The 25,533-nt window shown below is 45.9% G+C and carries 23 protein-coding genes and 1 pseudogene; 7 read left to right on the top strand and 17 right to left on the bottom strand.

Annotation, left to right across the window (positions count from 1 at the left end):
* Positions 1-16: 16 nt before the first annotated feature.
* The 11 genes and pseudogenes from P3L47_RS20000 to P3L47_RS19950 form a co-directional block, all read right to left on the bottom strand.
* On the bottom strand, positions 17-1,084 hold the full coding sequence (locus P3L47_RS20000) for a hypothetical protein (RefSeq protein ID WP_277781912.1): 1,068 nt from the start codon (positions 1,082-1,084) through the stop codon (positions 17-19).
* A 22-nt stretch (positions 1,085-1,106) separates the two neighbouring features.
* Positions 1,107-2,381, bottom strand: a complete 1,275-nt coding sequence (locus tag P3L47_RS19995; protein ID WP_277781911.1) for a FimB/Mfa2 family fimbrial subunit — start codon at positions 2,379-2,381, stop codon at positions 1,107-1,109.
* A 111-nt stretch (positions 2,382-2,492) separates the two neighbouring features.
* The gene (locus tag P3L47_RS19990) at positions 2,493-3,290 is read right to left on the bottom strand and encodes a DNA-binding domain-containing protein (RefSeq protein WP_277781910.1); all 798 of its coding nucleotides are present in this window, start codon (positions 3,288-3,290) and stop codon (positions 2,493-2,495) included.
* Between the two features lie 58 nt (positions 3,291-3,348).
* Complete coding sequence (locus tag P3L47_RS19985) at positions 3,349-4,707, bottom strand: Mfa1 family fimbria major subunit (RefSeq protein WP_277781909.1); 1,359 nt, start codon at positions 4,705-4,707, stop codon at positions 3,349-3,351.
* A 70-nt stretch (positions 4,708-4,777) separates the two neighbouring features.
* A complete protein-coding gene (locus P3L47_RS19980; protein ID WP_129732915.1) occupies positions 4,778-5,059 on the bottom strand; it encodes an HU family DNA-binding protein in 282 nt (93 codons plus the stop codon).
* A gap of 23 nt (positions 5,060-5,082) precedes the next feature.
* The gene (locus tag P3L47_RS19975; RefSeq protein WP_277781908.1) at positions 5,083-5,643 is read right to left on the bottom strand and encodes a DUF3575 domain-containing protein; all 561 of its coding nucleotides are present in this window, start codon (positions 5,641-5,643) and stop codon (positions 5,083-5,085) included.
* A gap of 151 nt (positions 5,644-5,794) precedes the next feature.
* A complete protein-coding gene (locus tag P3L47_RS19970) occupies positions 5,795-7,102 on the bottom strand; it encodes a tyrosine-type recombinase/integrase (protein WP_277781907.1) in 1,308 nt (435 codons plus the stop codon).
* A 156-nt stretch (positions 7,103-7,258) separates the two neighbouring features.
* Complete coding sequence (locus tag P3L47_RS19965) at positions 7,259-8,134, bottom strand: Rpn family recombination-promoting nuclease/putative transposase (RefSeq protein ID WP_277781906.1); 876 nt, start codon at positions 8,132-8,134, stop codon at positions 7,259-7,261.
* Positions 8,135-8,306: 172 nt separating this feature from the next.
* A pseudogene (locus tag P3L47_RS19960) lies at positions 8,307-8,453 on the bottom strand (ORF6N domain-containing protein); the annotation flags it as partial.
* 78 nt (positions 8,454-8,531) lie between these two features.
* Positions 8,532-9,437, bottom strand: a complete 906-nt coding sequence (locus P3L47_RS19955; RefSeq protein ID WP_277781905.1) for a DMT family transporter — start codon at positions 9,435-9,437, stop codon at positions 8,532-8,534.
* Positions 9,438-9,452: 15 nt separating this feature from the next.
* A complete protein-coding gene (locus P3L47_RS19950; RefSeq protein ID WP_277781904.1) occupies positions 9,453-9,731 on the bottom strand; it encodes a hypothetical protein in 279 nt (92 codons plus the stop codon).
* Positions 9,732-9,890: 159 nt separating this feature from the next.
* On the opposite strand from P3L47_RS19950, the gene P3L47_RS19945 reads away from it, so the two are divergent.
* Together P3L47_RS19945 and P3L47_RS19940 are read left to right on the top strand one after the other, a co-directional pair.
* Entirely contained in the window at positions 9,891-12,467 is a 2,577-nt protein-coding gene (locus tag P3L47_RS19945; RefSeq protein WP_277781903.1) for a hypothetical protein, read from the top strand.
* Positions 12,468-12,558: 91 nt separating this feature from the next.
* On the top strand, positions 12,559-13,248 hold the full coding sequence (locus P3L47_RS19940) for a CDGSH iron-sulfur domain-containing protein (RefSeq protein ID WP_277781902.1): 690 nt from the start codon (positions 12,559-12,561) through the stop codon (positions 13,246-13,248).
* Between the two features lie 153 nt (positions 13,249-13,401).
* Here the strand turns inward: P3L47_RS19940 and P3L47_RS19935 are convergent, their stop codons facing one another.
* The 3 genes from P3L47_RS19935 to P3L47_RS19925 form a co-directional block, all read right to left on the bottom strand.
* Positions 13,402-13,809: a pyridoxamine 5'-phosphate oxidase family protein gene (locus P3L47_RS19935; protein WP_122361679.1), complete on the bottom strand. Its 408-nt coding sequence runs from the start codon at positions 13,807-13,809 to the stop codon at positions 13,402-13,404.
* Positions 13,810-13,886: 77 nt separating this feature from the next.
* Complete coding sequence (locus P3L47_RS19930; RefSeq protein ID WP_277781901.1) at positions 13,887-14,693, bottom strand: AraC family transcriptional regulator; 807 nt, start codon at positions 14,691-14,693, stop codon at positions 13,887-13,889.
* Positions 14,694-14,731: 38 nt separating this feature from the next.
* Positions 14,732-15,007 carry a zinc ribbon domain-containing protein gene (locus P3L47_RS19925; protein ID WP_122361681.1) on the bottom strand — a complete coding sequence of 92 codons (276 nt, stop codon included), beginning with the start codon at positions 15,005-15,007 and terminating at the stop codon, positions 14,732-14,734.
* Positions 15,008-15,106: 99 nt separating this feature from the next.
* On the opposite strand from P3L47_RS19925, the gene P3L47_RS19920 reads away from it, so the two are divergent.
* Positions 15,107-16,042 carry a TIM barrel protein gene (locus P3L47_RS19920; protein WP_122351646.1) on the top strand — a complete coding sequence of 312 codons (936 nt, stop codon included), beginning with the start codon at positions 15,107-15,109 and terminating at the stop codon, positions 16,040-16,042.
* Between the two features lie 402 nt (positions 16,043-16,444).
* On the opposite strand, the gene P3L47_RS19915 is transcribed toward P3L47_RS19920, so the two are convergent.
* Positions 16,445-17,566: a Card1-like endonuclease domain-containing protein gene (locus tag P3L47_RS19915; protein ID WP_277781900.1), complete on the bottom strand. Its 1,122-nt coding sequence runs from the start codon at positions 17,564-17,566 to the stop codon at positions 16,445-16,447.
* Positions 17,567-17,662: 96 nt separating this feature from the next.
* On the opposite strand from P3L47_RS19915, the gene P3L47_RS19910 reads away from it, so the two are divergent.
* The gene (locus P3L47_RS19910; RefSeq protein WP_122361683.1) at positions 17,663-18,931 is read left to right on the top strand and encodes a hemolysin family protein; all 1,269 of its coding nucleotides are present in this window, start codon (positions 17,663-17,665) and stop codon (positions 18,929-18,931) included.
* A gap of 105 nt (positions 18,932-19,036) precedes the next feature.
* On the opposite strand, the gene P3L47_RS19905 is transcribed toward P3L47_RS19910, so the two are convergent.
* The gene (locus P3L47_RS19905; RefSeq protein ID WP_122361684.1) at positions 19,037-19,723 is read right to left on the bottom strand and encodes a potassium channel family protein; all 687 of its coding nucleotides are present in this window, start codon (positions 19,721-19,723) and stop codon (positions 19,037-19,039) included.
* A 13-nt stretch (positions 19,724-19,736) separates the two neighbouring features.
* Positions 19,737-21,560, bottom strand: coding sequence for a TrkH family potassium uptake protein (locus tag P3L47_RS19900; protein WP_277781899.1), 1,824 nt, complete (start codon positions 21,558-21,560; stop codon positions 19,737-19,739).
* Positions 21,561-21,828: 268 nt separating this feature from the next.
* Here P3L47_RS19900 and P3L47_RS19895 point away from each other — a divergent pair, with 268 nt between their 5' ends.
* From P3L47_RS19895 to xylA, 3 genes are read left to right on the top strand one after another with little or no spacing between them, the layout of a single operon-like run.
* Positions 21,829-22,569 (top strand): NUDIX hydrolase, encoded by a 741-nt coding sequence (locus P3L47_RS19895; protein ID WP_122361686.1) that lies wholly within the window; start codon positions 21,829-21,831, stop codon positions 22,567-22,569.
* 12 nt (positions 22,570-22,581) lie between these two features.
* Positions 22,582-24,072 carry a xylulokinase gene (locus tag P3L47_RS19890; protein WP_277781898.1) on the top strand — a complete coding sequence of 497 codons (1,491 nt, stop codon included), beginning with the start codon at positions 22,582-22,584 and terminating at the stop codon, positions 24,070-24,072.
* A 42-nt stretch (positions 24,073-24,114) separates the two neighbouring features.
* Positions 24,115-25,443, top strand: coding sequence for a xylose isomerase (gene xylA / locus P3L47_RS19885; RefSeq protein ID WP_277781897.1), 1,329 nt, complete (start codon positions 24,115-24,117; stop codon positions 25,441-25,443).
* Positions 25,444-25,533 lie beyond the last annotated feature (90 nt).

Genomic DNA, 25,533 nt, shown 5'->3' with positions numbered 1-25,533 from the left:
TTTTATGGAGTTGACATCAGGGTGCAACAGGGGGAATGACCGGTTTATCGTCTTCGAGGCTCAGATTCAGGTCTGTCCAGGAGCTGACGGAAGCGCCGACTGTTACCGTATTGTTGGTGATAAAGGCGGTGAGCGTATAGTCTTTGTTCCGTAAGATAGTATAATCTTTCGGTACGTCGCTGCTTCCTGCGGCATGCCCGATGGCACTGCTGTATGATTTGTCGCCCGTATCTTCCGTGACAGTAGCTTTCAGTTGTATAGCCTGGCTGCTGTTCGTTTTATCAGCGAATATCCACGAAGGCAGCAGGATATCTGCCTGTTCCGAAGCGATCGGATAGGCCGGGTCGGAGGAGATGACAGGGTTGAATTTACCTGTCTCTACCGTCTTGACCGGTCGTGTGTCAGGGGTGATATATGTATCGTCGAACAAAGGAATTTTATCCGGCAGGTTATTGAATTCCACAGCCTTCAATGTCCCGTTGCTTTGTTTGAGCGTCAGTTTCACCTTACTGGCCATCCGGGTGAGAGAGACAGGCAGTTCGTGTCCTTTGGATACGCCGGCTACTGTGACGGATGCCGGATTTGTCGACGATACTTCGCCTTCCGGTGCTGTGATATTTACTTGCTCTACTTTGCCGAACATCGGAATGTTTTCCATATTGCGGTCGGCGGGTGAGTAGGGCAGGGCTACCTGCCTGATACCTGTCAGGTTCCTTACGTTTCGGAGAGGGGTAAACTCGGTGCCGTCGGGCATCTCGTTGGCCACTACATACACATCGAACATTCCGCTGACCACTTTTATAAGCAGGGGGTCGGTCGGGCTGCTGACGAAGCGGTTACATACCACTGTCCGGTCGATGTTATTCCTGTTGACCAAAAGGATGCGGAGCGTATTCACCTGTTCGCCGGATACTCCGGCGTTGATCGCCCGGTTGCTGAGGCTGATCATAACGGGTTGTCCCGGCTCTTCGTAGGAGAGAGGCTCTTCGCGGGTACATCCTCCCTGGCTTCCCGCCAGCAGGCAGGGAAGCAGCAGGGTGATGCAAAAGTGTGCCAATCGTCCGTATTGTCTTGTTATTATCATGATCTGTTACTTTTTTATATTATCAGAGGTCTATATCTCCGTTGTCTACCAATGTCCAGCCGTTGATGCTGATCTTAACGGCAATCCAGCTTTCTTTGCCGGGTTTATCGGGGTTCACCGGAATGTCCGGAATGTCCGGAACGTCAGGGTTGTCGGGATTGTCGGGATCGTCGGGGTTGTCCGGGTTGTCCGGGTTGTCCGGGTTATCAGGATTATCAGGATTGTCCGGTTCGTCCGGTTCGTCCGGTTCGGAGACATGTTCGCAGGTGAATTCGAGTTCGATGTTGAAAAGGTCTTCCCGGTCGAGCGCCTCCTGTGTTTTATAAAGCCGGGAGATGAAGTCGTTCATCAGTGCGGCCCGGTAAACCGTTTTTTCGGAACCGTCGGGTTGCAGGCGGCAGATGCGCAGGCCCGGGGTGGAAGAGGTCATCAGGCGGAGCATGCCGGCCTGTGCATGCAGGGTTGCCGCTTCGTCGCCCTCACTGTCGCTGTTGCCGGTAGCGGACGTGCTTTTACCAGCCTGTCCGCCGGAGAGGTAGACGGGTATGTAATTGAGGCTGTCGGTTTGTACGGGCAGGTTATCGAAACCGATGGCTCCATAATTATCGTCGATATAAATGCGGGTGGAATCCGCGTGCATCCATCGGGGGCAGAGTTTCTGCGTGTCTTTGTCGCGCCAGCTTATGGCGAAACGGATGCGGTTAGTGTCGCGCGTCAGACCCGAGGGGATGACGATCTCCTGGTCGTAACCATCGTTTGCGCGAATGGTAAATGTCTGTGTGTCGCCGTGAAACAGCGGGATGGGTTCTGTGGCGGCGTTGGGTGTGACTTTGAGTGTGAGGTGCCGGAGTTGCACCTGCATCTCGTCGAAAGTGGTAATGCCTTCCTGCGGTTCGGGCAGGAGGATGATGTCGGGATTGGCGTGCAGGTTTACCCAGCTGATGGCGCGGTAGTCGCCGGGGGCAAGTTCCGTTTGTAAACGGTAGTCGTCGGTGAACGGCCCCTGTGTGTCGGTCTGTTTTTTGATAAATCGTCCGCCGGCATCAAAAATAAAGATTTCTACGCTTTGGGTATAGCGGGCAAACAGGTCTTCATACGTCCCGTCTTCCCCCATCTGATTGTGGAGGGTGAAGGAGAATTTGAACCATACTTTGCCTGTTTTTGCAGGTGGCACGGGCGGGCATTCTTCCAGGTCCTGCATGACGCATCCCGGTAGGATACAGAGTGCTATCAGCATAGCCATCAGGTGGATAGCGAACCGATTGGCGGAAATTGGACTTTTCATCTTTCTCTTCATTTTGATCTTATTGTTTTAACATGTTTTAGGCGGACGGCCTTCCGGTCTGTTGCGAACCGGCTTTCCAGTCTGCTGCACGATCTGTTTCCAGTAGACTGGAAGGTATGTTTCCTATTCAATCTCGGGCCGGTCGTCATTTTCAATCACCGGCCGGTCGTCTTCCGTGCTTCCTACGGTGAGGAGGATGGGATAGCGGAAGGTGCGCATGTTTTTCACCAGTTTACTTCCGGCAGCCGATTGGGTGCGTATCTCCACGTAATAGTTTCCGGCGTTGAGGTCGGGGGCTACGACGGTGAGTTCGGAAGGGTTGTTATGTACGATCAATAAAGCGGGCTTTTCGGTCGTACCGTCTTCGGAGATGAAGAAGAGACCTGCTGTTGCCTCCTTAGTGTTTTTTTCGGCGGTTGCCACTTTCAGGTTGGCACCGGCGATGATCAGGGGCAGGTTGGGCAGGATAGTCGCATTGACCTCGCCGGTCATCGGGTTGGTGATCGAGTTGATTACCGGGCCGGTAGTGGCTTTGTTGGTTTGTATCTCGATCCGTTGCATGGCTTTACGGAGGGCCTTGCCGGGGGTGTAGGAGATAATGAGGCTGTGTTTGGCGGGATCGAAAGGGGCGGTTTCGCCGTCGAAATTGCCTTTTATCTGGATCATAGTCTGACCGACGCCGTCCACCACGCTTTTGCCTTCGGCGAGTGCTTTCACCTTTTCCTGGTCACCCATGTTGAGAATGTTTTCGATGGTATCTTTCCGGTATTCGGAACCGCGGTCGAGGATACGCTGGGCGAGGTTGCTGTTGCGCAGGCTGCCTGAGATGCGGAGCCGGGCGGTGTAATCGCCGGCTTCTTCCGTAAGCAGGTTGTCGTAGAGGTCGGCTTGTAGGATGATTTTTTCTTCTTCGTTTGCCATGATGATTGTTTTTTATATTCCGGCCCCGGATGTGTTTATCCGGAGCCGGGGGTTAATATTACTGGAGGTCTACGTCTCCCATCGCGTTAGCAGTCCACGGTTCGACAGCAATGGTCGTCTGAATCCAGGCTTCCGAAGCGATCGGAGTGTTGTCGATAGGAAGTGCCGGGAATCCGGGAGCTTTGATGCTGTTGATATTAACGGTATACAGGTTGTTTCTGAGAACACCGTACACTTTCGGTGTTGCACCGTTATGAATATAAATTGTCCAATAGCATTTACCGTCTTTGTATTCATTGAAGTAAGTGGCTTTATCACCGCCTTTGATTGTTGCATATTGTCCTGCCGCAGTCTCATCAAAGAATGAATTGGCAGCCAACTCTCCATCTGCTGCTTTCAAGGTGTAGAAAGTAGTACCTTTAGCCAGGTTGTTAGCAGTAGTTGCGGTGAATTTTCCAGATCCTGCATCGGTTACTTCTTTATAATATGTTTTAGGAGAACATATTGCCATCACCTGAATAGTCGTTGTATTTTGATTGGTGTAATCGTTAGCGCTACCGTGTGCGTTTTCTTTGCAATACTGTAAAGCGGCAGCCTCACCTATGGCAGGAACGGCCTCAGTTGGGTCTAGGTTGGGATCAAAATTTGTATACGGGCTGATGATGTTACCTGCTTCAAAATTGAGTCCTGCCGCAAATTTAACAACCGGATACAGGGTGGCCGGCTGATTTGCGATGTTCCATTTGACGTCGTATATCTTACAGAAACCACCTTCATCATCGATGCCTGTACCATCTGTAGATGTCAAAGAAGAAGTCAGAGCTACTTTGGCTACGGCACGACGCAGTGTGACTGCTGCAATGTTTGTAGCTACAGAACCAGCTTCTACGTCAGCTTTCGCCGCTGCAGCGGCATTTACCTCTACAATATCCTTGCTAAACATAACGAAACCTTCACCGCCTCCTGTTTCATCGATCAGGCTTGCCAGTGTTTGTGTGAGTTCCTGCGGAGTGTCGTGTGTAACACCTGCGGCTGTCAGACCGGTGATAGGAGCTGCCGTATTAGCCGTCACGAAGATATTGTTCGCACCCACTACACCTTCGATGGCAGCATTTACAGTATAACCTCCGCTTGCATCCGCTGTGGCTTCGGTATCAATATCCACTGTCGTGGGCGTACCGATGTTCATACCTGTCCAGCAATAGATGTGCAGTGTTTTCAGGCGGTTTTCATTAGCAGTACCTGCGGCATCTGTTGCCCCTTTTGTCACTGTTCCTTTGGGAAGTTGGATAGTCAGGCCGATAAAGGTCTTCTCTGCTCCATTTCCATCTGTACCTTTTCCGGGTACGTCGTCATTGTTACATGCTGTGAATGCCAGACCTGCCAGCGCAACAGCGAAAATGTTTCTTAGTTTCATAAGATTGATAATTAAATTAATAAAATGATTAAGTTGTTTCTCTGAAAATTTGAGCTTTATTGTAAAGTAATTATTTCTGTTTGTTCACAGTTTCAAGCAGTAGCTTTCCCGGCTTGAAACGGACGGTAGTACGGGGAGCCAGCATGACGGGCTCGCCTGTTTTGGGGTTGCGTACCGGGCGTGCTCCCTGTTCTTTCGTTTGCAGGCATCCGAAGTTGTGAAGTGAGATCATATCGCCTTCTGCAAGAATATTGGAGACGGTCCGTTGAAAGCTATCGATAAATCCTTTGGCTGCAACGAAAGTCACTCCCATGTCCTGGGCGATTGCTGTTATTAGTTCTGCTTTGTTCATTTTTTATTGATTTAGATTATATATTATTTAAGGATATAAATAAGAGAGAATGCTGCTTTGGTCGGGCCGAAGTAATGTTTGGTGTCGCCAGACAGTTTCTTTCCGCAAGTACCGCAAGGATAACGGTCATAATCGAGGTAGGCGTAGCCCAGGCCGATGGCTGCTTCCAGTTTCCAGCGGTCGCTGAGTTTCCAGTTATAGCCGTAGGTAAAACCGGCTCCCAGCAGGTATCCCTGGTGACGGACTTCTTTGGTATGGAGGAATTTGAGGTTTCCCACATTGAACTGGCCTCCATGTGCATGCAATCCTATAAAATGTCCGTCGAATTTTTTGGAAAGCCAGTAACGGGCCTCGGGTTGGATGAGCCAGTGACGCCATTGTTTGCCGCCTCCGAATGTCCAGGCATTGAGATTGCCGGAAATATCCAGTGTGATGTCAGGAGAAAGTCCTACTTCAGCACCAATATTGAGAGTTGTGGTTACGTCATAGAGTAGATTGCTTTTAAGTGCTATCTTTTGGGCGAAGGCGGATGATACCGTCAGTACTATTGCCGATAAAATTAAAAATATGCGTTTATCCTTCATACTAGTGCGTTGTATTTAGTTGTTGCTTTGATCTGTTTAGCCTCTCTGAATAAGTAAGTCCGAATGTCCGTCTCTTAACAAGAAACGGACATTCGGAAAATTACAATATATAGGCTCTGAAAATCAAGGCATATTTAAAAAGGTCGCTGTTTCAGTACAGCTTGTTTACACTAATTTGAAAGCCTTTTTCAGCAAAAAATAATAGGATGTGATGAAAGAATATTAAAAAACAATGCTTCTCTGGCTTTTTTATATAAAAGGTTTTCATTACTTTTGCCGGCGTGATTCGGACAAGTAAGTCCGCGAATGTCCGTTTCTTGTTAAGAGACGGACATTTTTTTTCTTCGAGATCCTTTGTTTGACAAGCTTTCTCTGTTTTCTTCGTCGTTTTTGTCCGGTGTTTCTTTGTTTTGGGGGGAGAAACTTCTTTTTGTTCTCCGGGTTGACGTATGTACATATCGAGCATCGTGTCGGTCGCCTTGTCCAATTTTTCGGTCGTGAGTTTCGACAGGTAGATTTGTGTCGTTTTGATGGATTTGTGTCCGAGGCACTGGCTGATGAGTTCGACGGTGGCTCCGGATGAGAGCATCAGGGTGGCGAAGGTATGACGCATGACATAGGTGGTAAGGGACATTTCGATTCCCAGTAGTTTGCCGATTTTTTTGAGGTGGCGGTTGGTGCGTTTGAGGGCGGAGTCTTCATTCAATGGGCCTGCCGCTTTTTCTTTCCTCCGTTCGTGCAGGAAAGGGAAGAGGTAGGGGCTGTCGGGGTTCCGATGGCGCTGGAGGATATATTTCATTTCATCGGTCAGCTTTACTTTGAGGGGGACGTTGGTTTTACTGCGTGTATATAGAATGTAGTCGGGGGCATTCATCTGGTGGTAGGTGAGTGTGAAGAGGTCGTGGAAAGAGATGCCCTGGCAAAAGAAGATAAATAGGAAGAGGTCGAGTGAGTCGCGGCAGGCGGGGGTGAGTTGTGCGTAGAGGTTTCTTTCGCTCAGCCGCTGTACCTCTTTTTGGGGAAGGGCGCGTTTGAAGGGGACGGGGCTTTTTATCGATACGTGGGCAAAGGGGTAGCCGCTATCGGGGTAGGTGACCTGACCTTGTTCGACGGTGTGGTTGTACATGGCTTTGAAGTTGCTGAGGTAGAAGCCTGCCGTACCGGGGGTATCGGGGTGCTGCCGGTATAACCAGGCTGTGAAATCCTGTACCCATTGGGTGTCGATGTGGTGCAAGCGGAGGGTGGGGAGGGGACGGTTACCGTTGGCATTACGGTTATTGCTATCGCTATCGCTCTGTTCCGAGAGGTAGGTCTTTATTTTGGCAATAGTTGTACGGTAGTTTTTGGCTGTTCTTTCCCTTCCCAGGTCAATTTTTATCTTGACCTGTTCCTCAAACGCTTTGATCAGCAGCTTGCTTTTCGGCGTTTTGTCGTTGTTCTGTGTTTTATCTTTATTCATTATTATTTGTCTGCCGTTTAGTCGGCGTTCCGCATAATAGTGAATAAATAACGGGGAAGGGGATGGAAAGGTTCAAAAGGTGGACTCAAACAAAATCAGCCAGATTGTTTTTAATGTATGGCGATCTGGCTGATTCGATTAATAAGCAACTATAGATTACAATTTACTTATTTCTTCTACCGACAATCCGGTACATTGCGCAATCGTATCGATATTTATTCCCTGTTTTTTTAAGTTGGCAGCGATAAGGCGTTGTTCTTCTGCCTTACCTTTTTCCATCCCGTCTTCGAAGCTGGTATCGAGGGCAGCGGAGAGGTCACGTTCGACGGAGAGGCTCAATTCGTATTCAAGCCGTTGGTCGGGAGTCATACTCGCTACTTCCACAATGCTTTTCAGTTTGCGGAAAATTTGGTTGTTGAGTTCTTTAGGTAATCGTTCCATGATCTCGATATTGTTTAAAACATATAACCACTTCTTATAAAAAGTGTCGCATAGACGCAAAGGTAACACAAATTTCGGCATTTCAAGATAAATCTCGTTAAGCGTTTCGCTGAAGGGCACCTTCAATTCGCGATCCATGCGCACGATATCCCAGCGGTATTTCTCCGGGTGGGACGGGTCCATGATGTAATTTAGTACACAAACGACATACACTTTACTGATATGATAGTTCCATCGTTTGCGGATCTTTTCCTCCGGTTCTTTCTCCAGTTTTTCTTTTATGATCATGGATTGTTGCTGGATAGCAAAAGAGGCATAATATAACACCCGGTCGGAGAAGTATTTCTGACGGCTTTTCTGCATCTCGCAGATAAAGACTTCCCCTTTTTCGTTCTCGCAGAAGATGTCGAAAACGGCTCGACGCTGGTCTTGTTTCAGACCCAACATTTCCACATTACGAAAGGTAATGTCTACGATTACTTCCTGTTGAATGACTTCATTGAGGAAACTGATGATAAGATCTTTGCTTACTTCACTGCCGAAAATTCGCTTCCAGCCGTAATCCGAGAAAGGATTGATAAATTTGTCCATAATTAATTGTTTTAGTTATACATCTGTTAATAGATGTTTGGCAAAGATAGATAATTATTCTTGTTGATTGGTTATAAGAATGCGATTATTTTATAGCTGAGTATTGATTACAAAATAAACCTTAATTACTTTGGCTTCACAAAGCCTACCGGGTTACGTGGCTTATCTGAAACTTACGAGTACCACCCCATCTTGATGTTCCATTTTGGAATATCAAGTTTTGTTCTTCAAACTCTTTTTTTGTTAGCTGAAACATAAAATCAACGGGAAAACGCTTAATGTTCCTTTGAACTGCTTTATTCAGGTTTCCGGTTGTAACATTTGTTTTAGCATGCTTAAAGTCTTATTTTTTATTCTCAGGTAGGATTTTAAGACTGTGAGGTGCTAAAATTACACCTCAAACTGAGACACTTTTAAAATGAAATCCCCTCTCCGCAATATAAACCCCGCTCAGGATAAAGACCGATCCGATCAGGGCGATCACCGTGATGATTTCGTCGATCACGATGGCGGAAGTGATCAGCGTCACCAGCGGGACAATATAGATATAGTTGGCCGTGCGGAACGGACCCAGCTCTTTGACTGCCGTGTTCCACATGATGTAACAAAGCATCGATGCTACCACACCCAGGAACAGCAGGTTAGCTGCAACGACCGGGCGGAAGAGTATCGCCGTATCCGTATTCAACGGATGGAGCAGGAACATCGGGGTTAATGTGACAGGCCCGTAGAAAAACACCTTCCGGGTAATCAGCAATGTCGGATACCGGTTCCCCATCTGTTTCAGTATCAGACAGTAAAACGCCCACATCAACGCTGCGATCAGCGTCAACATATCTCCCAGTGGATTGATTTTCAGTAGAAAACTACCATTGAACACGACAAACGCCACCCCGATCAGTGCTATGACCGAGCCGTAGATCAGATTCGGTTTGATCTTCTCCCTGCGGTAAAACAGGAGCGAAAGAAACGCCGTCAGGATAGGAGCGGTGCAGATGATGAGCGACACGTTTGAAGCCAGCGTGATCCCCAGCGCCGTATTTTCGGTAATAAAATAGATCGATCCCCCGCAAAGCCCGGCGGCTACGAACATAAGTTCATCCCGTTTGCTCCTGGCGAACAGCACCTTGGGCGAAATAAACCAGATGCAGACATAAGCCAGCGCGAAACGGTAGAAAAGAATGTCGACGGGAGACAGCCCGTTATGAATCAGGATTTTTGTCGAAACGAAAGTCGTACCCCAGATAATAACCGTGATGATTGCGATCAGATGATACCAGTAAGTCAGATTATTCTTTGCCATATTTTTATGAGAATTTCAGAAAGAGAATACTTTTAATATGATCCATAATAAGATAAAGGCGGCAAGGGCAGCCAGTAAAATCACATATTTTATTTGTAAGAAGTACTTTTGTTCATCTTGTTCGCGTTCTTTCACCTGCCGGTTGATCCGGTCGAACTCTTCGGCACTGATGTCCGGGAGTTGTGAAACATACTTTGCACGGGTGTCTTTTCCCCGGTCACGGAGTTGTCTGAGCATCTCCCGATCCTCTTTGTTCCTTCGTATCATATCGAAAACATGGCCAGCAAAACTCATAAGCTTTTCTTTTTAAAGGATTCGTTTATTGTCTGCTAAAATACGAAAAAAACTGGATCAGGCTGCCAGGCGTTATGAGCAAAACAAGTTGAATGCCTGCTCTGTTATGTAAATATACAGGTGTTACTTGTTTGAATATAATTGTGATTCAGTTTGCAGATGATGAAATTACATGTTTATACTGTCTGTTACTATATATTATTGTTGGTCCTGCTGTTTTTTCCGTCTCCGGAGGCGGCAGCGGATCTATTGTTGCCGGTCGACAGTGCCGGTATGACCGAAGGTGATTCGCTGGTCCGAAAATCGATCTACCCGTCGTCGGCCACTGAGAAAAGTGATTTTTATAAGATGCTTTGGGGAGAACATTACCGGAAATTATATTCTATCCCGATCACCGTGCCTGCCGTCACCCTGCAAACGCTTTGGGGTGGGATGAAGGTGGTGGAGCAGGCTACTGATTTCCAGGGATTACTTTTGGAAAACGATCAGGCACAGTTATGTCTTTTGAAGCCGCTAGGCGGATATACTACCTTCCTCGAATCGAAATTCTTCCAGGAAGTCTATAGCAAACAAGTATTCAGAAATACATATCTGGACCAGTTCATCGGCGATGCCTATACTATTATCAATCCGTTTACCTTTATCTCTGCCGATTATCTGGCGCGTTCGTCGGGGCTGAACTCAAATAATTCGCGAATCTTTTACTTGCCCGAGTATTCTACAACCGATACAGTAGCGGATGGAACGCCTATCGGAAATAAGCTGGTCAGTGTCATCGATGTGCCCGATTTTAATACCCACCCGAATATTCTCCTGACAGAAGATTTGCTGGATACTATCCGGACGGATAAGAATTATCAGGTGAATCAGGAACTTTATATCCGCGAACGTCTGTTGGATATGGTGATAGGTGACTGGAATAAGATACCCGAAAACTGGAACTGGATAGCGCGTAAGCGGGGCGACAGCCTAACCTTCGACCCGATCGTCATCGACCGTAACCATGCTTTTACGAAGGTTGACGGCGTTTTGTTCAAACAAATGCTCCGGGTGTTGGGCCTGGGTTTCATTGTTAATTACGATCCTTCGCTGAAAAGCGTCCGCAAAGAGAACGCCTTGGGTTTTTCTTTGGATATGGCGTTGGCTTCCCAAAGTGATGCCGATGTATGGATGCAGCAGGCCCGATTCATCCGCCGGACACTGACCGATTCGGTGATAGACGATGCTTTTTCGCGTTTGCCGAAAGGAATAGAGAATAAGGAGATCGAACGGATCAGCGTGATCGTGAAACAGAGACGGGATAGGCTGGAGGAGATAGCAACGGCTTATTTCGATCAGTTGCAGCGAACCCCGGTTCTGACGGGAAGCAACCGTTCTGACCGTTTCGTCATCGATCGTACTAATCCGGATAGTTTGTTTATCCGCATCTACGATAAAGAGACAGACCGACTGGTGTTCGACCGGAAATATAGCCGGAAAAAGACCAAGGAACTTTGGCTATACGGCCTTGAAGGTGACGACCGTTTTGAAGTGAACGGAGAAGCAAAGAAAGAAATGCCCGTCTTCTTGATTGCCGGCCGTGGTGAGAATAGCTACCGGCTGGCCCCGGGTCATCATATACGGATTTACGAGTATAAGTCGGAAAAGGCCCGGTTAGACTCCATTCTTCATGCCCGTAAAGTTTTTTCGGATATACCGGAAATACATCAGTATGACTACAATAAGATCAAATATCATAAAATGTCGCTCACACCCTGGGGGATTTACGACTCGGATAAAGGATTCAGTCTCGGCACATTCTTTACCTATACGATGTATGGCTTTAAACGTTCGCCGTTTACTTACCAGCACCGTGTCGGGTATAATTACCTGCAAGGGTTCATGTACCAGGGGATTTTTCCTTCTTACGACGGAAAGAAATCGTTCAATATAGAGGCTACAATCAGTTCGAAGAGGAACTTCTATAACTTTTTCGGTTTCGGGAATAATACGGACGGATATAAGGAAGCGAAGAAAAATTACAACCGTGTCCATATCCGCGAGTTCAAACTGTCGCCTTCTTTTCTGCTCAATTTCGGAAAGAATGAAAAGCTGACTGTTCGAACTTCGCTGGAAATGTTCAAGGCGAAGGAAACGAGCGACCGTTTCATCAACCAGTATTATCCCGAAGATCACCGGATTTTCAAGAATAACTACTTCTTCGACCTGGGGGCTACGCTAGAGACGGAGAAAGAGCTTTCTTCTTTTATTCCCCGGATCGGTGGAACTGTAACAGCCGGTTGGATGATGAATCTGAGGGATGCCGGACGTAATTTCCCTTATGCCGGTGCTTCTATGGAGCTGGACGTACGGATTACCGATCGTCTGACCTGGGCGACGATGGCGAAATGTAAACTGCTCTTCAACAATAAATACGAATTCTACCAGGCGGCATCTACCGAGCTACGCGGTTACCGGGATAACCGTTTTATCGGGAAACAAGCTTTTTACCAATATTCGGATATCCGGTTGGATATGGGGAAACTTAAGAATCCATTCACCCCTTTGAAGTACGGAGTGTTTGCTGGGTTCGACTACGGTCGTGTCTGGTTCCCGGGTGAAGAATCGAAAAGGTGGCATACCTCGTACGGAGGAGGGGTATGGCTGACGTTGATCAACAAGGTCACGACGAAGTATTCATGGTTCGGTTCGACCGATAGTTTCCGTTTCATGTTCGAGCTTGGACTGGGATTTTAGCGGATGGCTTGATTTTCCGGAAGGTTTGACTAAACAAACTGAAATCCAGGTTGTTTAATAAATAGTACATAAAATTAAAACAACTTAGGTGATGGAATCTAATAGTGAAAAGAAAATCAAGGTTCTCCCGAACGGACCTTACGAAGTGATCGGGGATATCCCGTTGAATCAGTTACGTTATATCGGCGACCGGAAAGGAGCTTCCACCGGTTATAAGGAAATACAAAAGTATTCCGTTGAAGGCGTATATCATCTGTGCCGCTGTGGTGGCTCGCACAACAAACCTTTCTGCGACGGAACGCATAAAAAGATTGGCTTTAAAGGAGATACGACGGCCAGTCACGATTCGTACGATGAAATGTCTGTCCTTTATGAAGGCAAAGTGATCGATATGTTGGATGCCGAAAGCCTTTGTGCGGTAGCCCGTTTCTGCGATACGCACGGTACTGCCTGGCAACAGGTGGAGGAGGGTGACTCGAAGGATACGATTGAAATAGTAAAACAACAGTGCGCCAACTGCCCCAGCGGTCGTCTGACAGCCGTTACGAAAGATGGCAAACGGATTGAACCCGAACTGCCCGAAGGTATCAGTATCCTGGAAGATGTCCCTGCCAGCGTACACGGTCCTATCTGGGTGAAAGGCGGTATTCCTATAGAAGACGAAAACGGACGTGTCTATCCGGTGCGCAACCGCGTTACATTATGCCGTTGCGGTCTTTCACAGAACAAACCCTTCTGCGATGGCAAACATATGCGGAATCAGGGAGAGTTGGATGATTAATGTCTGAATGTAAACTACCGTTGGGTTTAAAATAAGTATTCATTCGACAGTTGTTCTCTATTCGTTCGATAACTGTTCTTTATTTATTCGATGGTTGTCGAACGAATAAAGAACGGTTATCGAACGAATATTTATTTAAAACGTATATGATGTTTACACTTTCCCCTTCACGAACTTATGGCCAATCCAGTAGGTTGCATGTTCGGCGGTGAACTTCAGGATACAATATTCCGGGTCTTCCACACCTTTGGGGAAATGCTCATAAAACCAGTCTACCCATAATGCTTTCTTTTCCGCAGCGTCTTCGACTACTTCGATGGTGCCTGTCAGCGTCACACTGTCGCCTTCCTTGAAGAAAGCGACGCCTGCTTTCGGGTTTTCGATAAAATTCTTTGTTTTTTCAGAACTCGTTCCCGTTGAGAACCAAATCGTATCGATCCCGTCTGTCTTGATCTTCGAAATGACTATAGGACGGGGATAACCCTGCTCGTCGATGGAGGCTAATGTCAACACCTCGCAGTTATTCAGCAATTCGATTGCCTCTTGTTTGATCTTTTCCATAAAACTATTTTTTTGTTTCGGAGGCAAACATAAGGGAAACTTCGCGGTTGCTGTTGTAAAAAATCGACTTTCTTCTATTATATATAGGTAAGCGGATCGTCTTCCGGTATCGGTAAAGACATGAATGCGGATGGATTGCTTCCAGATAATCTTCTGAACTCTTTGATAAAATGAGATTGGTCGTAGTAGCCACAGTCGATGGCTAACTGCTGCATGTCTGTATCTTTTATGCCCCTTAAAACTCGGGTTGCGTTCCTGAATTTGATGATCCTGCTGAATTCTTTCGGTGTATAACCAGTGACGTGTTTGAACTTGCGCTCGAAATGACGTTGGCCGAGATATAATTTATCGGTCAGTTGACGGATGGGGAGCATCCCGTTCGACCGGATGATCAGATCGGTTGCCTGCAACATCTGCCGGTCTATGGGAATGATAGCGGACAGGCGGGAAAGGAGGAACCTTTCTATGATTTGTATGCGTTCCTGCAAAGATTCTCTTTCGCATAACATTTCTGCAAAACTATTGTCGAAAAGCATATCCAATTCGGAAGCATCGATTCGCATGTCGGTAAATTCTCCCAAAGGAACCTTTGTGAATGCCGCCAGTCCGCAAGGAGAGAAGCGTACACCCATCATATGAAGGTTGGTCGAACGTGTGACCAGTTCGGAATAAACCCGCATGGGACCGACGAAATAAAAACGGTAAGGCTGCATCAGCATTTCACCGTTCAGAGGTTGCAACGGTTCCTGGATGGAAAAGATGAAATCCGCGCATCCGTCAGGCAATATCTTATAACGCATGTCGTATTCAGTCTCGCCTTTCACCTCCCAATATTTGTCGATATAGGGAGCCAGTGACGGGCATGGAGGATATTCCTGGTACATAATGGCGTATTACACAGTTTGATTGGATTCGTAGAGGTTCACTCTTTTTTCCAGCGTTTCAGTTGAGGAAAATAATACTGCATGCCGGCAAGCGCTTCTTCTTTTGTGTAGCTTTCGCCGTTGTCGTGTTTGAAAGAATCTGAATACTGAAGACAGATTTGGATCATTTCATCCATCGTTACATCCTGTACAAATTTCCCGTCTTTAAAACAGAACGCGCAATACTCTTTGTTTTTACTCCCGTCCTGGTTTGTTCCATAATCCGTATCGGATATCAGCGGCATACCGCAACTTTGACAATAAATAGGTTCCATACTCTTAAATTTATTTATAAGCCTCTTATTTTAGAACAAATATAGAATTATTTTTCAGATTAAAAACAATACCTTTGAAGACTTAAATTTTAATAGACCATGGTAAATAGACGAAATTTTCTAAAAAGTGCCTCTGTCCTGACTTTAGGGGGGCTGGTAGCCGGAAAGGCTGAATCATTACATGCAGCCACTCCCGTCGTATCGGAAACGACTGCTGCCAAAAGTATCGGTTTACAGATTTATTCTTTGGGAGGTGAACTGATGAAGGACGTTCCCGGTGGAATGAAGAACCTTAAAAAGATGGGTTATTCCACTCTTGAACTGGCGGGTTACAATAACGGCAAGATCAATGGTGTCGATATGATGGAATTCAAGAAGATGGCAGAAGATGCCGGATTGAAGATCACCAGTTCTCACGTGAATCCTCCGACAGGCGAGTACACGCCGGATACCCGCAATATGATTATGGAATATTGGAAAAAGACGGCAGACGATCATGCCAAGTTAGGTGTGAAATATCTGGTTCAGCCCGGACAACCCCGTACCCGCAGTGTGGAAGAGGTAGGCTATGTTTGCGATGTTTTCAACGAAGCCGGAAAAATTGTAAAAGCGGCAGGTATTCCTTTTGGCTACCATAACCATGACTTTGAGTTTGCCAAAGTACTTCCCGGAGGTAAAGAAGCTATATTCGGCCGCCATAACAAAGGCGAAAAAATCTATGATCTTTTCCTGAAAGATACGGATCCTGATCTGGTATTCTTTGAAATGGATGTATATTGGACGGTGATCGGGCAGAATGATCCGGTGGAATACATGAAGAAATATCCGAATCGTATTAAACTGTTGCATATCAAAGATCGTGCAATCCTTGGACAATCTGGCTTTATGAACTTTGAGATGATCTTCAAACAGGCCTATCAGATCGGTGTAAAGGAATATTATGTCGAACTGGAAGGTATGCCGGATGGCCGTACCCAGTTTGACGGGATAAAAGGTTGTGCCGATTATCTTTTGAAAGCCAAGTTTGTAAAATAAGTAAAGTATAATATATAAAGGTACGTGTGAAAGCCGGTCTAGGAATAGACCGGCTTTTTTAGTGTGGTGTGGAAAAAATCCACACTTCCACATCGATTCCACACCACAGTTGTGAGATGTGCGGAAATACAAGATGTGATATAAAATGTTTTTATCTGTTGATAGTTAGTATATTAGATAGGTATATCCCGACTTTATATTCTTTTGGCACGTCATTTGCATAAATAAAGGTGTTGGGGAATAAGTGAGTTCCCCTCTATGAATATGATGATGAAGTTTAGAATTTAGAATAAGTGTAAGTATCTATCTCCCGATATTGTTTTCTAATATGTATTAGATTAGCAAAAACTTATCGATTGATAAAGGCCGTTCCGCCTGAGAAGGTAGAACGGCTTCATTTTTTTATAACTGCAGGGAGTTGGACAGCTTTTCCAACCAGTCGGGAAGGGTATCCAAATGATGGATACGATCGTCGATATAGGCAGGGGCAAATAAATTGATCTGCAGATCCTTGCATTTTTCCTGTAAACTGTCTTCCACTGGGTAATAACTGGCTAATACAGCCAGCGAGATATCTCCGCCATAGGTTTCACGTACCGCATCTACCTTATATATATCATTCTGCGTTACATTTCCTGATTTACATTCGATGAATATCAGTTTCTGTTGGTTGTTCAACAAGACATCCACTTCGTTTTTTGTCCTGGAACTGTTGTTTTCTGTCCTGAATAGAACGCTCTGCCATACCTCGGGACGGTTGGGATGTCTCTGGCTCCATGTCCTGACTTTATGGGCAACGAGTGTTTCCCACCAGCGTCCTTTGAAAAATAACATACCTGCGTTGGGAGTCGTTAACCTGAGCAATACACGGTTTTGCTGTGCAATGAGGAAAGTATCCTGTCTTTGCTTGAAGCGCAATCCGCTCTTGAAAACCCGTGATGACGGTAAGCGAGATAGTTCCTTATTGCAGAATATATTGAAGAACTTCTGGATCATGGTATGTTCTTTCGGGTATTGTTCGATAAACTGCTTGATGGAGACGGAAGCCTGTATGTCGGCATCGCTCAATTGTTTGGCGTCCTGGTATTCCGTCAGGATATTTCCGCTCAGGCCCAATATCTCTTTATTATCCAACTGGCTTTGCATCGGATGCTTTTCAAAGTTTTCCAACCGGATCAGATCGCCCAGTTGAGTCAGGTAGAAGGCCGGGGCGTTATATTCTTTGGCTATTGTAAATGCGGCGAATGCCATCAGCTTGGTTCCTTCCGAAAGATTATAGGCAAACTTGTCGGTAGGATAGGCCTGGTGTATCTTGCGGCATACATTGCGAACGTTCTCTCCGTCGTACGGTTCGGTCCGGTATAAGGTCCGGCGGATACTGGCGGGGAGTAGCGGAAATAAAGGGGCAGCTACATCTTTTGTCTCGTTCGTGCAAAGAAGATGCACATGGTCGGGTGCAAACTCTTTGATCCCGTGATAAACAGAGGTGATATCTTTGCCAAGTAATATGATCTGATGTTTCATGTTTTATATCATATATTAATTAAGGTTCTAAATGTAGTATTAATTTCGATATAATTCATATCTTCGCTCCCTAATCAATCGCTGTATATATAGCAAATGGAAATTTTTATTATTGTCGGCCTTATTTTGTTGAATGGTATTTTGTCGATGTCTGAGATCGCTTTAGTGTCTGCCCGTAAGGCCCGGTTGGAACTAGAGGCAAAAAGAGGTAATAAATCTGCGCAAACAGCCCTGAAGTTGGCTGGTGAACCCGATCGTTTCTTATCTACTATCCAGATCGGTATTACGCTAATCGGAATCCTGACCGGTTTGTATTCAGGAGAGGCTTTCGCCTATAACCTGGCAGAAGTGGTTCGTCATGTTCCCGTACTCGAACCTTATGCTCTTGGATTATCAAAGACTGTAATCGTTATAATCGTTACTTATCTTACTTTGATCATGGGTGAGCTTGTGCCGAAACGTATCGGCATGGGATATGCCGAACGGGTTTCGATGCTGGTTGCCAGACCCATGTTTCTGCTATCAAAGCTGGCTTTACCCTTTGTATGGTTATTGTCTAAAAGTACTTCCTTTGTTATTAAAATTACCGGAATTAAAGCAAATGAAGAAAATAAAGTAACGGAAGAAGAGATCAAGGCGATCGTCAAAGAAGGCTTTGACGGAGGTGAAGTGCAGGAAGTAGAACAAGACATTGTGGAACGTGTGTTCAACCTGGGAGACCGTAATGTCGGTTCGATTATGACACACCGGAGTGACTTGGTTTGGCTGGATGTAACGGACAGTATCGAAAAGATTCGTGAGAAAGTACAGGAAAACCTGTTTAATATATATCCGGTAGCTTCCGAAAAGTTCGATAATATCAAAGGTGTCGTTTACCTGAAAGATCTGTTTGGACGGATCGATGAACCTGATTTCTCTTTGGAGCAGGTAATACGTCCGGCTCAGTATCTGCCGGAGAATCAGAGTGTTTATAATGCGTTGGAGCAGTTCAAACAGGCGCGTGTCAAATATGGTATCGTGACGGATGAGTTCGGAGGTATCCAGGGTATCGTTACTTTGAAAGATATCATGGAAGGTTTGATCGGTCAGGTTCCGGAAATTGGTGAGGAGGCAGAGATTACTCAGCGCGCCGATGGTTCCTGGTTGGTGGACGGACAGTATAACTTCTACGATTTTCTGGAATATTTCGACCTGGAAGACCTGTATGCCGAACATGATTATAATACGTTGAGCGGTTTGATCCTGGAAATTTTGGAACGTGTTCCGAAAACCGGTGAAACATTAACCTGGCTGAATTTCGAATTCGAGATTGTAGACATGGATGGGGCGCGTATTGATAAAGTGCTCGTTAAGAAGATCGACTAGTGTCTATCGTTATAAAGTAGGCATCACCTTTCCCTATGGTGATGCCTACTTATTTCGGGAAAAGCGTAAGTCTTTAAGGAAAAAGACTAGCGCTTTTTTTCTTCCTTATAGTTCTTTTATTTTATGAAGCACCTCCATCTTCCCGAAGAGTATTAGCCTGTCTTCTGCTTCCAGGACCAGATCGTCGCTCAGCGGATCTATTACATAATATTGCGTTTGCTTCAGTCCGATCAGGTTGCGTATTTCTTTTGCCCGTTCAACTCCCACCAGGCGAATACCGAAATTCGTTTGAAAATCGATTGTCTTTAAAGATTGCCCGATCAGAGCGCCGGGTGTTTTTATTTTATACAGATGATGCGTTTCCGTTACCTGATACCAACGCTGGAACAGATCGCCCAGTAAGCTTTGTGAAGCATATGTAGCCGCATAATCCTGTTCCGGACGAATGATCTCCGACACTCCGATGGAACGGATCACCGTTTCATGGATAGGAGAGATCGAGCGGACGATCAGCCTGCCGGCATCCAGGCTCTTTAATAAGGCGACTGTCTGTACCGAAGTTCCGAAATTCTTTCCGTAAGTCACAAAAATAGCATCCATCTCGCTTAGAGGGAGCGTGTTCAGCGCATCCCTGTCGGTCGTATCGAGGCTGACTGAACCGGAGATAGTCTGTTTGACAGCTTCCACTTTATGCAAATTCAAATCGACACCTATCACTTCATCGCCGATGCGGGTCAAATTTTCCGCGATGGCACGTCCCAGATTTCCTAATCCTATAACCAGAAATTTCATAAGGCATTTCTTATTACATTAATATATTTTCCTGAGGGTATGTGTAATCCCTCTTTTTGTATTCTCTTATAAAGCTGACCATAAAAGTCAGTACCCCGATACGCCCGATCAGCATCGCACAGATAATGATCAGCTTTCCCGACATGGAAAGCAAAGGAGTAAAATTCAGGCTCGATCCTACCGTACTCAGCGCAGAGACAACTTCGAAGGTAAGCGTAAAGACCGGTGTCCCTTCTTCCGTGTAGGACAACATCCAGACTGCTACCGAAGCAAAGATAAAATAAAGGACAATCGTCGCGAAAGCCCGGCGGATCGTAGAAGGAGATATCTCCCTTTTACGTACTTCTACCTTTTCTTTTTCACGGGCCACATTCAATGCCGTTACGATTGCTACAAAAACAGTCGTTACTTTCAGTCCACCACCGGTAGACATCGGTGCGGCACCGACCACCATCAGGATAAGCGTCAGCATCAGTGTTACCGGACGAAGCGTTCCCATGTCGGCAACCGTAAACCCCGCTGTTCGCGGAGTGACTGCCCCCAGCAAAGAATCTGCCAGTTTTCCTTTCATCGACAGTCCTGCCAGCGTGTTGTCCGTTTCAAAAATAAAGTAAAGGATCGTACCGCCGATGATCAGCACCAGCGTACTTATCACTACAATATAAGTATGTATGTTGATGATGCGGGGGGTATGGATATACCGCTTCTGCATCCTTGTAGCTACCATAAACGTATTTACAATAAAATGCCTTAACAATTTCAGGTAGTTGAATACAATCGGAAATCCCAGTCCGCCAAAGATAATCAGCAGAGAAATCCACACATGCAGATTATAATTGTGGGCAACCAACGGATCACACATATTGCCGCTCAGCGTAGATATACCGGCATTACAGAAAGCAGACACCGCGTGAAAGATGGCAAAGAATATGTCATCCTGTAACGTGGCACCCGGTAATGTCCCTCTTATATCCATATAAATGAAATACGCCCCGATCCCTTCAATAAAGAACGTGACGAACAGGATATTCAGTATCACCCGGAACAATCCTCCGATCCGCTCCTCGTTCAGCATATCTTTCAGCATCAGTTTGCTGGTAAAAGAAGAATGTCCCATAAAGGAAAGCGCAAAGAAACTCGTGAAAGTCATCACGCCGATCCCCCCGATCTGTATCAGGATCATAATGATCACATGCCCGATATGGGTGAAAGTGGTTGCCACATCCACTGTGGTAAGTCCCGTTACACAAACTGAAGTCGTAGCCGTAAACAAGGCATCCACGAAATGAATCGGTCGGGTAGTGGCGTTCGGTAACATTAATAATCCCGCTCCGATCAGGATCACGAAAATGAAACTGAGCAGGAACAGCAGGGACGGTTTGATGCGGGTCTGCATCAGCGTAAATGTCTGCCGCGACAGATGGATGACACTGAGCAGCAACATCAGCATATATACGAACAGCGGTTTCGAGAGAAAAGCGAGATAAGGCAACGACTGTTCGATAATATCTTTGAAAAAGACCTTCGCCGAAAGAACGGCAAACAAAAGAAAATAGATGCCGATATCCAGGTACAGCAACTTTTCCTGTATGATCTCGTTAAACCGGACTATATACCTTAATGTGATCCCAATAAAGAATCCCAGTAAAATATAGATGCGGCTCAGATATAAATGATGTATGGTTTCGCTAGTCTGCTGAAAACCGAACTGATACACCAGAACAAACAGGGAGGCGATGGAAGCCAGTAGTATGATGCCTTCTGCCCCTATATTCAGCAGTCCTTTTGCGTTGGCCCAGTACATCCGGCACGTAAACTGTATATGTTTTATGTCCATGATCAAGTAAAATCTGTAACAAATGTATTAATAAAAGTATTCCGGACTGGGAATAGTTCAGAAAGTTTTGATAAAGCATGTTAAAGAGAAAAATATCAGAGCTTTACTGCAATATTGTTTTGTTTACATTATGGGGGATAAATGTTATTGTATGAGGTAAGATAGTAAAATCACAGATAAATAAGCTGTTATAAATATTGAAAAAAATGTTTTGTATGTTTTGTATATTGGATTAATGATTATATTTGCAACTGTTTAACGTAATATCATGGAAACACATATGGAAAACAAGAAAATGCTTTATTCGCACGTATCTGTTGATTGCGTGCTACTGGGAGTAAATGAAGACAAGCTTTGCGTATTGCTGGTAGAACGGAAGGTGGATAAGAGCGATGAGAAACATTACAAATTACCCGGAAGTCTTATTTATGAAAATGAAGATCTGGATACGGCTGCTTACCGGGTATTTAATGAGGCCACCGGTTTAAAACGAGTTCCTCTGAAACAGTTCCGTAGCTTCGGGTCTCCTTCACGTACAAAAAATGCCGACGATATGCAATGGCTGGAAAATGCGATGAAGCTGAAGATCGAACGGATCGTCACGGTAGCTTATCTGGCACTGAGCAAGATCGGGCGGAAGTCGAATCCAACCAATAAATATACCTCATTGGCCTGGTTCCCGGTCGATTCACTACCGCCTCTGCCTTTCGACCATCGGGAGATCATCGGAGCTGCTGTGGAAGAAATACGGGAATGGGTGGAAAAAGAACCGTCTATCATCTTCGACTACCTGCCGATGAAGTTCACGGCTTTCCAGTTAAGACGTACTTATGAGATCATATATAATAAGGAAATGGACGTCCGTAACTTCCATAAGAAAATGAGTTCACTGGAATACATAGTGCCTACCGACGAGATTGAAACCGGAGTTGCCCATCGTGCCGCCCGCTATTATCGTTTCGATAAAGTGAAATATAATAAGTTACATTCAAAATTTAATAAGAATTAATCACGTAAGAATATGTATTTATTAGGTTGTGACATAGGTAGTTCTTCTGTAAAAGCATCTATTGTGGATGCCCATTCAGGGCTGACGGTCGGTGCCGATTTCTATCCGAAAGAAGAAGCTCCTATTAAAGCTGTAAAACCCGGTTGGGCAGAACAGGAACCGGATGACTGGTGGAAATATCTGAAAGAAGCCATAAAAGGCGCCATTGCTCAAGCCGGTATTCAGGGAACGGATATCCGGGCAATCGGTATCTCTTACCAGATGCACGGACTTGTGCTGGTAGATAAGAAGATGGAGGTGTTGCGTCCCTCTATTATCTGGTGCGACAGCCGTGCCGTTCCTTATGGCGATCGTGCTTTTAAAAATATAGGGGAGAAGAAATGTTTGTCCCATTTGCTGAATTCTCCGGGAAACTTTACTGCGGCGAAACTAGCTTGGGTAAAAGAATTTGAACCCGAGCTGTTCCGTTCCGTCCATAAGTTTATGTTGCCGGGTGACTTTATAGCCATGCGGATGACGGGAGATATCGTTACTACGGTTTCCGGTTTATCGGAAGGTATCTTTTGGGATTTCAAGAATGAGACGGTTTCCGAGGATCTGATGAACTTCTTCGGATTCAGCAACGATCTGATACCGGAGATCCGTCCGACTTTCGGCTTGCAGGGCGAGCTGCTGGGCTCCGTTGCAACGGAACTGGGATTGAAAAAAGGAACTCCTGTTACCTATCGTGCAGGCGACCAGCCTAATAATGCTCTATCACTTAACGTTCTGAATCCGGGGGAGATTGCTGCCACAGGAGGTACTTCCGGTGTTGTGTATGGTGTAAACGGGAAAGTAAACTTCGACACGTTGTCAAGAGTAAATACATTTGCCCATGTGAACCATTCATCCGAACAGACCCGTTTGGGTGTACTGCTTTGTATCAACGGTGTCGGTATCCTGAACTCATGGGTGAAGAAGAACGTGGCTCCGGAAGGTATCAATTATCCGCAGCTGAATGATCTGGCTGCCACTGTGCCGGTTGGCTCGGAGGGCTTGTCTATCCTGCCGTTTGGAAACGGTGCAGAGCGCATGCTGCAGAATAAGCAGATCGACTGCTCTATACACGGACTGAATTTTAATATTCATAATAAGGCGCATATTGCCCGTGCCGCCCAGGAGGGAATCGTGTTCTCCTTCAAGTACGGTATGGATATTATGAACGAAATGGGTATCGACATCGGTGTGATCCGTGCCGGTAGTGCCAATATGTTCCTGAGTCCGATTTTCCGTGATACCCTGTCAGGTGTGACGGGAGCGGTGATCGAGCTGTTCGATACGAACGGAGCCGTCGGAGCCGCTAAGGGAGCCGGTATCGGTGCCGGTATCTATCAGTCGGCAGAAGAGGCATTCGCCTCTTTGAAGAAGATCGATGTGATCGAACCTGACGGATTGAAAGCAGATAAATACTGCGCAGCATACAGTATCTGGAAAGAACGTCTGGATACGTTGATGGGCATGTAATAATATACCAATGTAATATAAATCATTAAAACATTTAATTTCATGGACTTTTATAAAGGTGAAAAAGAATTCTTTCCCGGAATAGGAAAGATTCAGTTTGAAGGAAGCGATTCTAAGAATCCGATGGCATTTCATTATTATGATGAAAACAAGGTTGTGATGGGTAAAACGTTGAAAGACCATTTGCGTTTTGCTATGGCTTACTGGCATACACTGTGTGCCGAAGGCGGTGATCAGTTTGGCGGCGGAACAAAAACATTCCCCTGGAATACAGATGCCGACCGTATCAGCCGTGCAAAATATAAAATGGATGCTGCTTTCGAATTCATGACCAAATGTAGCATTCCTTACTATTGCTTCCACGATGTGGATGTTGTAGACGAAGCTCCTACACTCGCCGAATTTGAAAAAGACCTGCATACGATGGTGGAACATGCCAAAGGTCTGCAGCAGGCAACAGGCAAGAAGCTGTTATGGTCTACTGCCAACGTATTCGGCCATAAACGTTATATGAACGGTGCCGCAACCAATCCGTATTTCCCGACTTTGGCTTGTGCCGGAACACAGATCAAGAACGCTATCGACGCTTGTATCGCCCTGGGTGGTGAAAACTATGTATTTTGGGGTGGCCGTGAAGGATATATGAGCCTGCTGAACACCGATATGAAACGTGAAAAAGATCACCTGGCCATGATGTTGACCATGGCACGTGACTATGGCAGAAAGAATGGTTTCAAAGGAACTTTCCTGATCGAACCGAAACCGATGGAACCGACTAAACACCAGTATGATGTGGATTCTGAAACTGTGATCGGCTTCCTGCGTCATTATGGCTTGGATAAAGACTTTGCCCTGAACATCGAAGTGAACCACGCTACTTTGGCAGGACATACATTTGAACACGAATTGCAGGCAGCTGTTGATGCTGGTATGTTGTGCAGTATCGATGCGAACCGCGGTGACTACCAGAACGGTTGGGATACTGACCAGTTCCCGATGGATATCTACGAACTGACTCAGGCATGGCTGGTGATCCTTCAAGGTGGCGGTCTGACTACAGGAGGAACAAACTTTGATGCGAAGACTCGTCGTAACTCGACTGACCTGGACGATATATTCCTGGCTCATATCGGTGGTATGGACGCTTTTGCCCGTGCTTTGATGACAGCTGCAGCTATCCTTGAAAACTCCGATTATAAGAAAATGCGTGCCGAACGTTATGCCAGCTTCGATAATGGCGAAGGTAAGGCTTTCGAAGACGGCAAGCTGACATTGGAAGACCTGCGTACGATCGCTCTTCGCGACGGCGAACCGAAACAGATCAGCGGAAAGCAGGAGTTGTATGAAATGATTCTCAATTTATATATATAAAATTAGTTACAAAGAGTGACTTTTTCCCTTCCAGGGAGTGGGTAGGAGGTGTGTGATTTATGTGTTTCCAAATGAAAGCACACCTCCGGG

The organism is Parabacteroides chongii (assembly GCF_029581355.1).
GTDB lineage: Bacteria > Bacteroidota > Bacteroidia > Bacteroidales > Tannerellaceae > Parabacteroides > Parabacteroides chongii.
The sequence above is the reverse complement of the archived record's forward strand: the minus strand, read 5'-3'. Positions and strand labels throughout refer to the sequence as shown.

Bases quoted from the DNA above. Each gene is read 5' to 3' on its own strand.
- P3L47_RS19940 (WP_277781902.1), top strand. From the start codon at position 12,559: ATGGAATCTAATAGTGAAAAGAAAATCAAGGTTCTCCCGAACGGACCT.
- P3L47_RS19895 (WP_122361686.1), top strand. From the start codon at position 21,829: ATGGAAACACATATGGAAAACAAGAAAATGCTTTATTCGCACGTATCT.
- P3L47_RS19980 (WP_129732915.1), bottom strand. From the start codon at position 5,059: ATGAACAAAGCAGAACTAATAACAGCAATCGCCCAGGACATGGGAGTG.
- P3L47_RS19890 (WP_277781898.1), top strand. From the start codon at position 22,582: ATGTATTTATTAGGTTGTGACATAGGTAGTTCTTCTGTAAAAGCATCT.
- P3L47_RS19945 (WP_277781903.1), top strand. From the start codon at position 9,891: ATGATGAAATTACATGTTTATACTGTCTGTTACTATATATTATTGTTG.
- P3L47_RS19965 (WP_277781906.1), bottom strand. From the start codon at position 8,134: ATGGACAAATTTATCAATCCTTTCTCGGATTACGGCTGGAAGCGAATT.
- P3L47_RS19920 (WP_122351646.1), top strand. From the start codon at position 15,107: ATGGTAAATAGACGAAATTTTCTAAAAAGTGCCTCTGTCCTGACTTTA.
- P3L47_RS19955 (WP_277781905.1), bottom strand. From the start codon at position 9,437: ATGGCAAAGAATAATCTGACTTACTGGTATCATCTGATCGCAATCATC.
- P3L47_RS19970 (WP_277781907.1), bottom strand. From the start codon at position 7,102: ATGAATAAAGATAAAACACAGAACAACGACAAAACGCCGAAAAGCAAG.
- P3L47_RS19905 (WP_122361684.1), bottom strand. From the start codon at position 19,723: ATGAAATTTCTGGTTATAGGATTAGGAAATCTGGGACGTGCCATCGCG.
- P3L47_RS19935 (WP_122361679.1), bottom strand. From the start codon at position 13,809: ATGGAAAAGATCAAACAAGAGGCAATCGAATTGCTGAATAACTGCGAG.
- P3L47_RS19930 (WP_277781901.1), bottom strand. From the start codon at position 14,693: ATGTACCAGGAATATCCTCCATGCCCGTCACTGGCTCCCTATATCGAC.
- xylA (WP_277781897.1), top strand. From the start codon at position 24,115: ATGGACTTTTATAAAGGTGAAAAAGAATTCTTTCCCGGAATAGGAAAG.
- P3L47_RS19985 (WP_277781909.1), bottom strand. From the start codon at position 4,707: ATGAAACTAAGAAACATTTTCGCTGTTGCGCTGGCAGGTCTGGCATTC.
- P3L47_RS19915 (WP_277781900.1), bottom strand. From the start codon at position 17,566: ATGAAACATCAGATCATATTACTTGGCAAAGATATCACCTCTGTTTAT.
- P3L47_RS19900 (WP_277781899.1), bottom strand. From the start codon at position 21,560: ATGGACATAAAACATATACAGTTTACGTGCCGGATGTACTGGGCCAAC.
- P3L47_RS19910 (WP_122361683.1), top strand. From the start codon at position 17,663: ATGGAAATTTTTATTATTGTCGGCCTTATTTTGTTGAATGGTATTTTG.
- P3L47_RS19925 (WP_122361681.1), bottom strand. From the start codon at position 15,007: ATGGAACCTATTTATTGTCAAAGTTGCGGTATGCCGCTGATATCCGAT.
- P3L47_RS19990 (WP_277781910.1), bottom strand. From the start codon at position 3,290: ATGGCAAACGAAGAAGAAAAAATCATCCTACAAGCCGACCTCTACGAC.
- P3L47_RS19950 (WP_277781904.1), bottom strand. From the start codon at position 9,731: ATGAGTTTTGCTGGCCATGTTTTCGATATGATACGAAGGAACAAAGAG.
- P3L47_RS20000 (WP_277781912.1), bottom strand. From the start codon at position 1,084: ATGATAATAACAAGACAATACGGACGATTGGCACACTTTTGCATCACC.
- P3L47_RS19995 (WP_277781911.1), bottom strand. From the start codon at position 2,381: ATGAAGAGAAAGATGAAAAGTCCAATTTCCGCCAATCGGTTCGCTATC.
- P3L47_RS19975 (WP_277781908.1), bottom strand. From the start codon at position 5,643: ATGAAGGATAAACGCATATTTTTAATTTTATCGGCAATAGTACTGACG.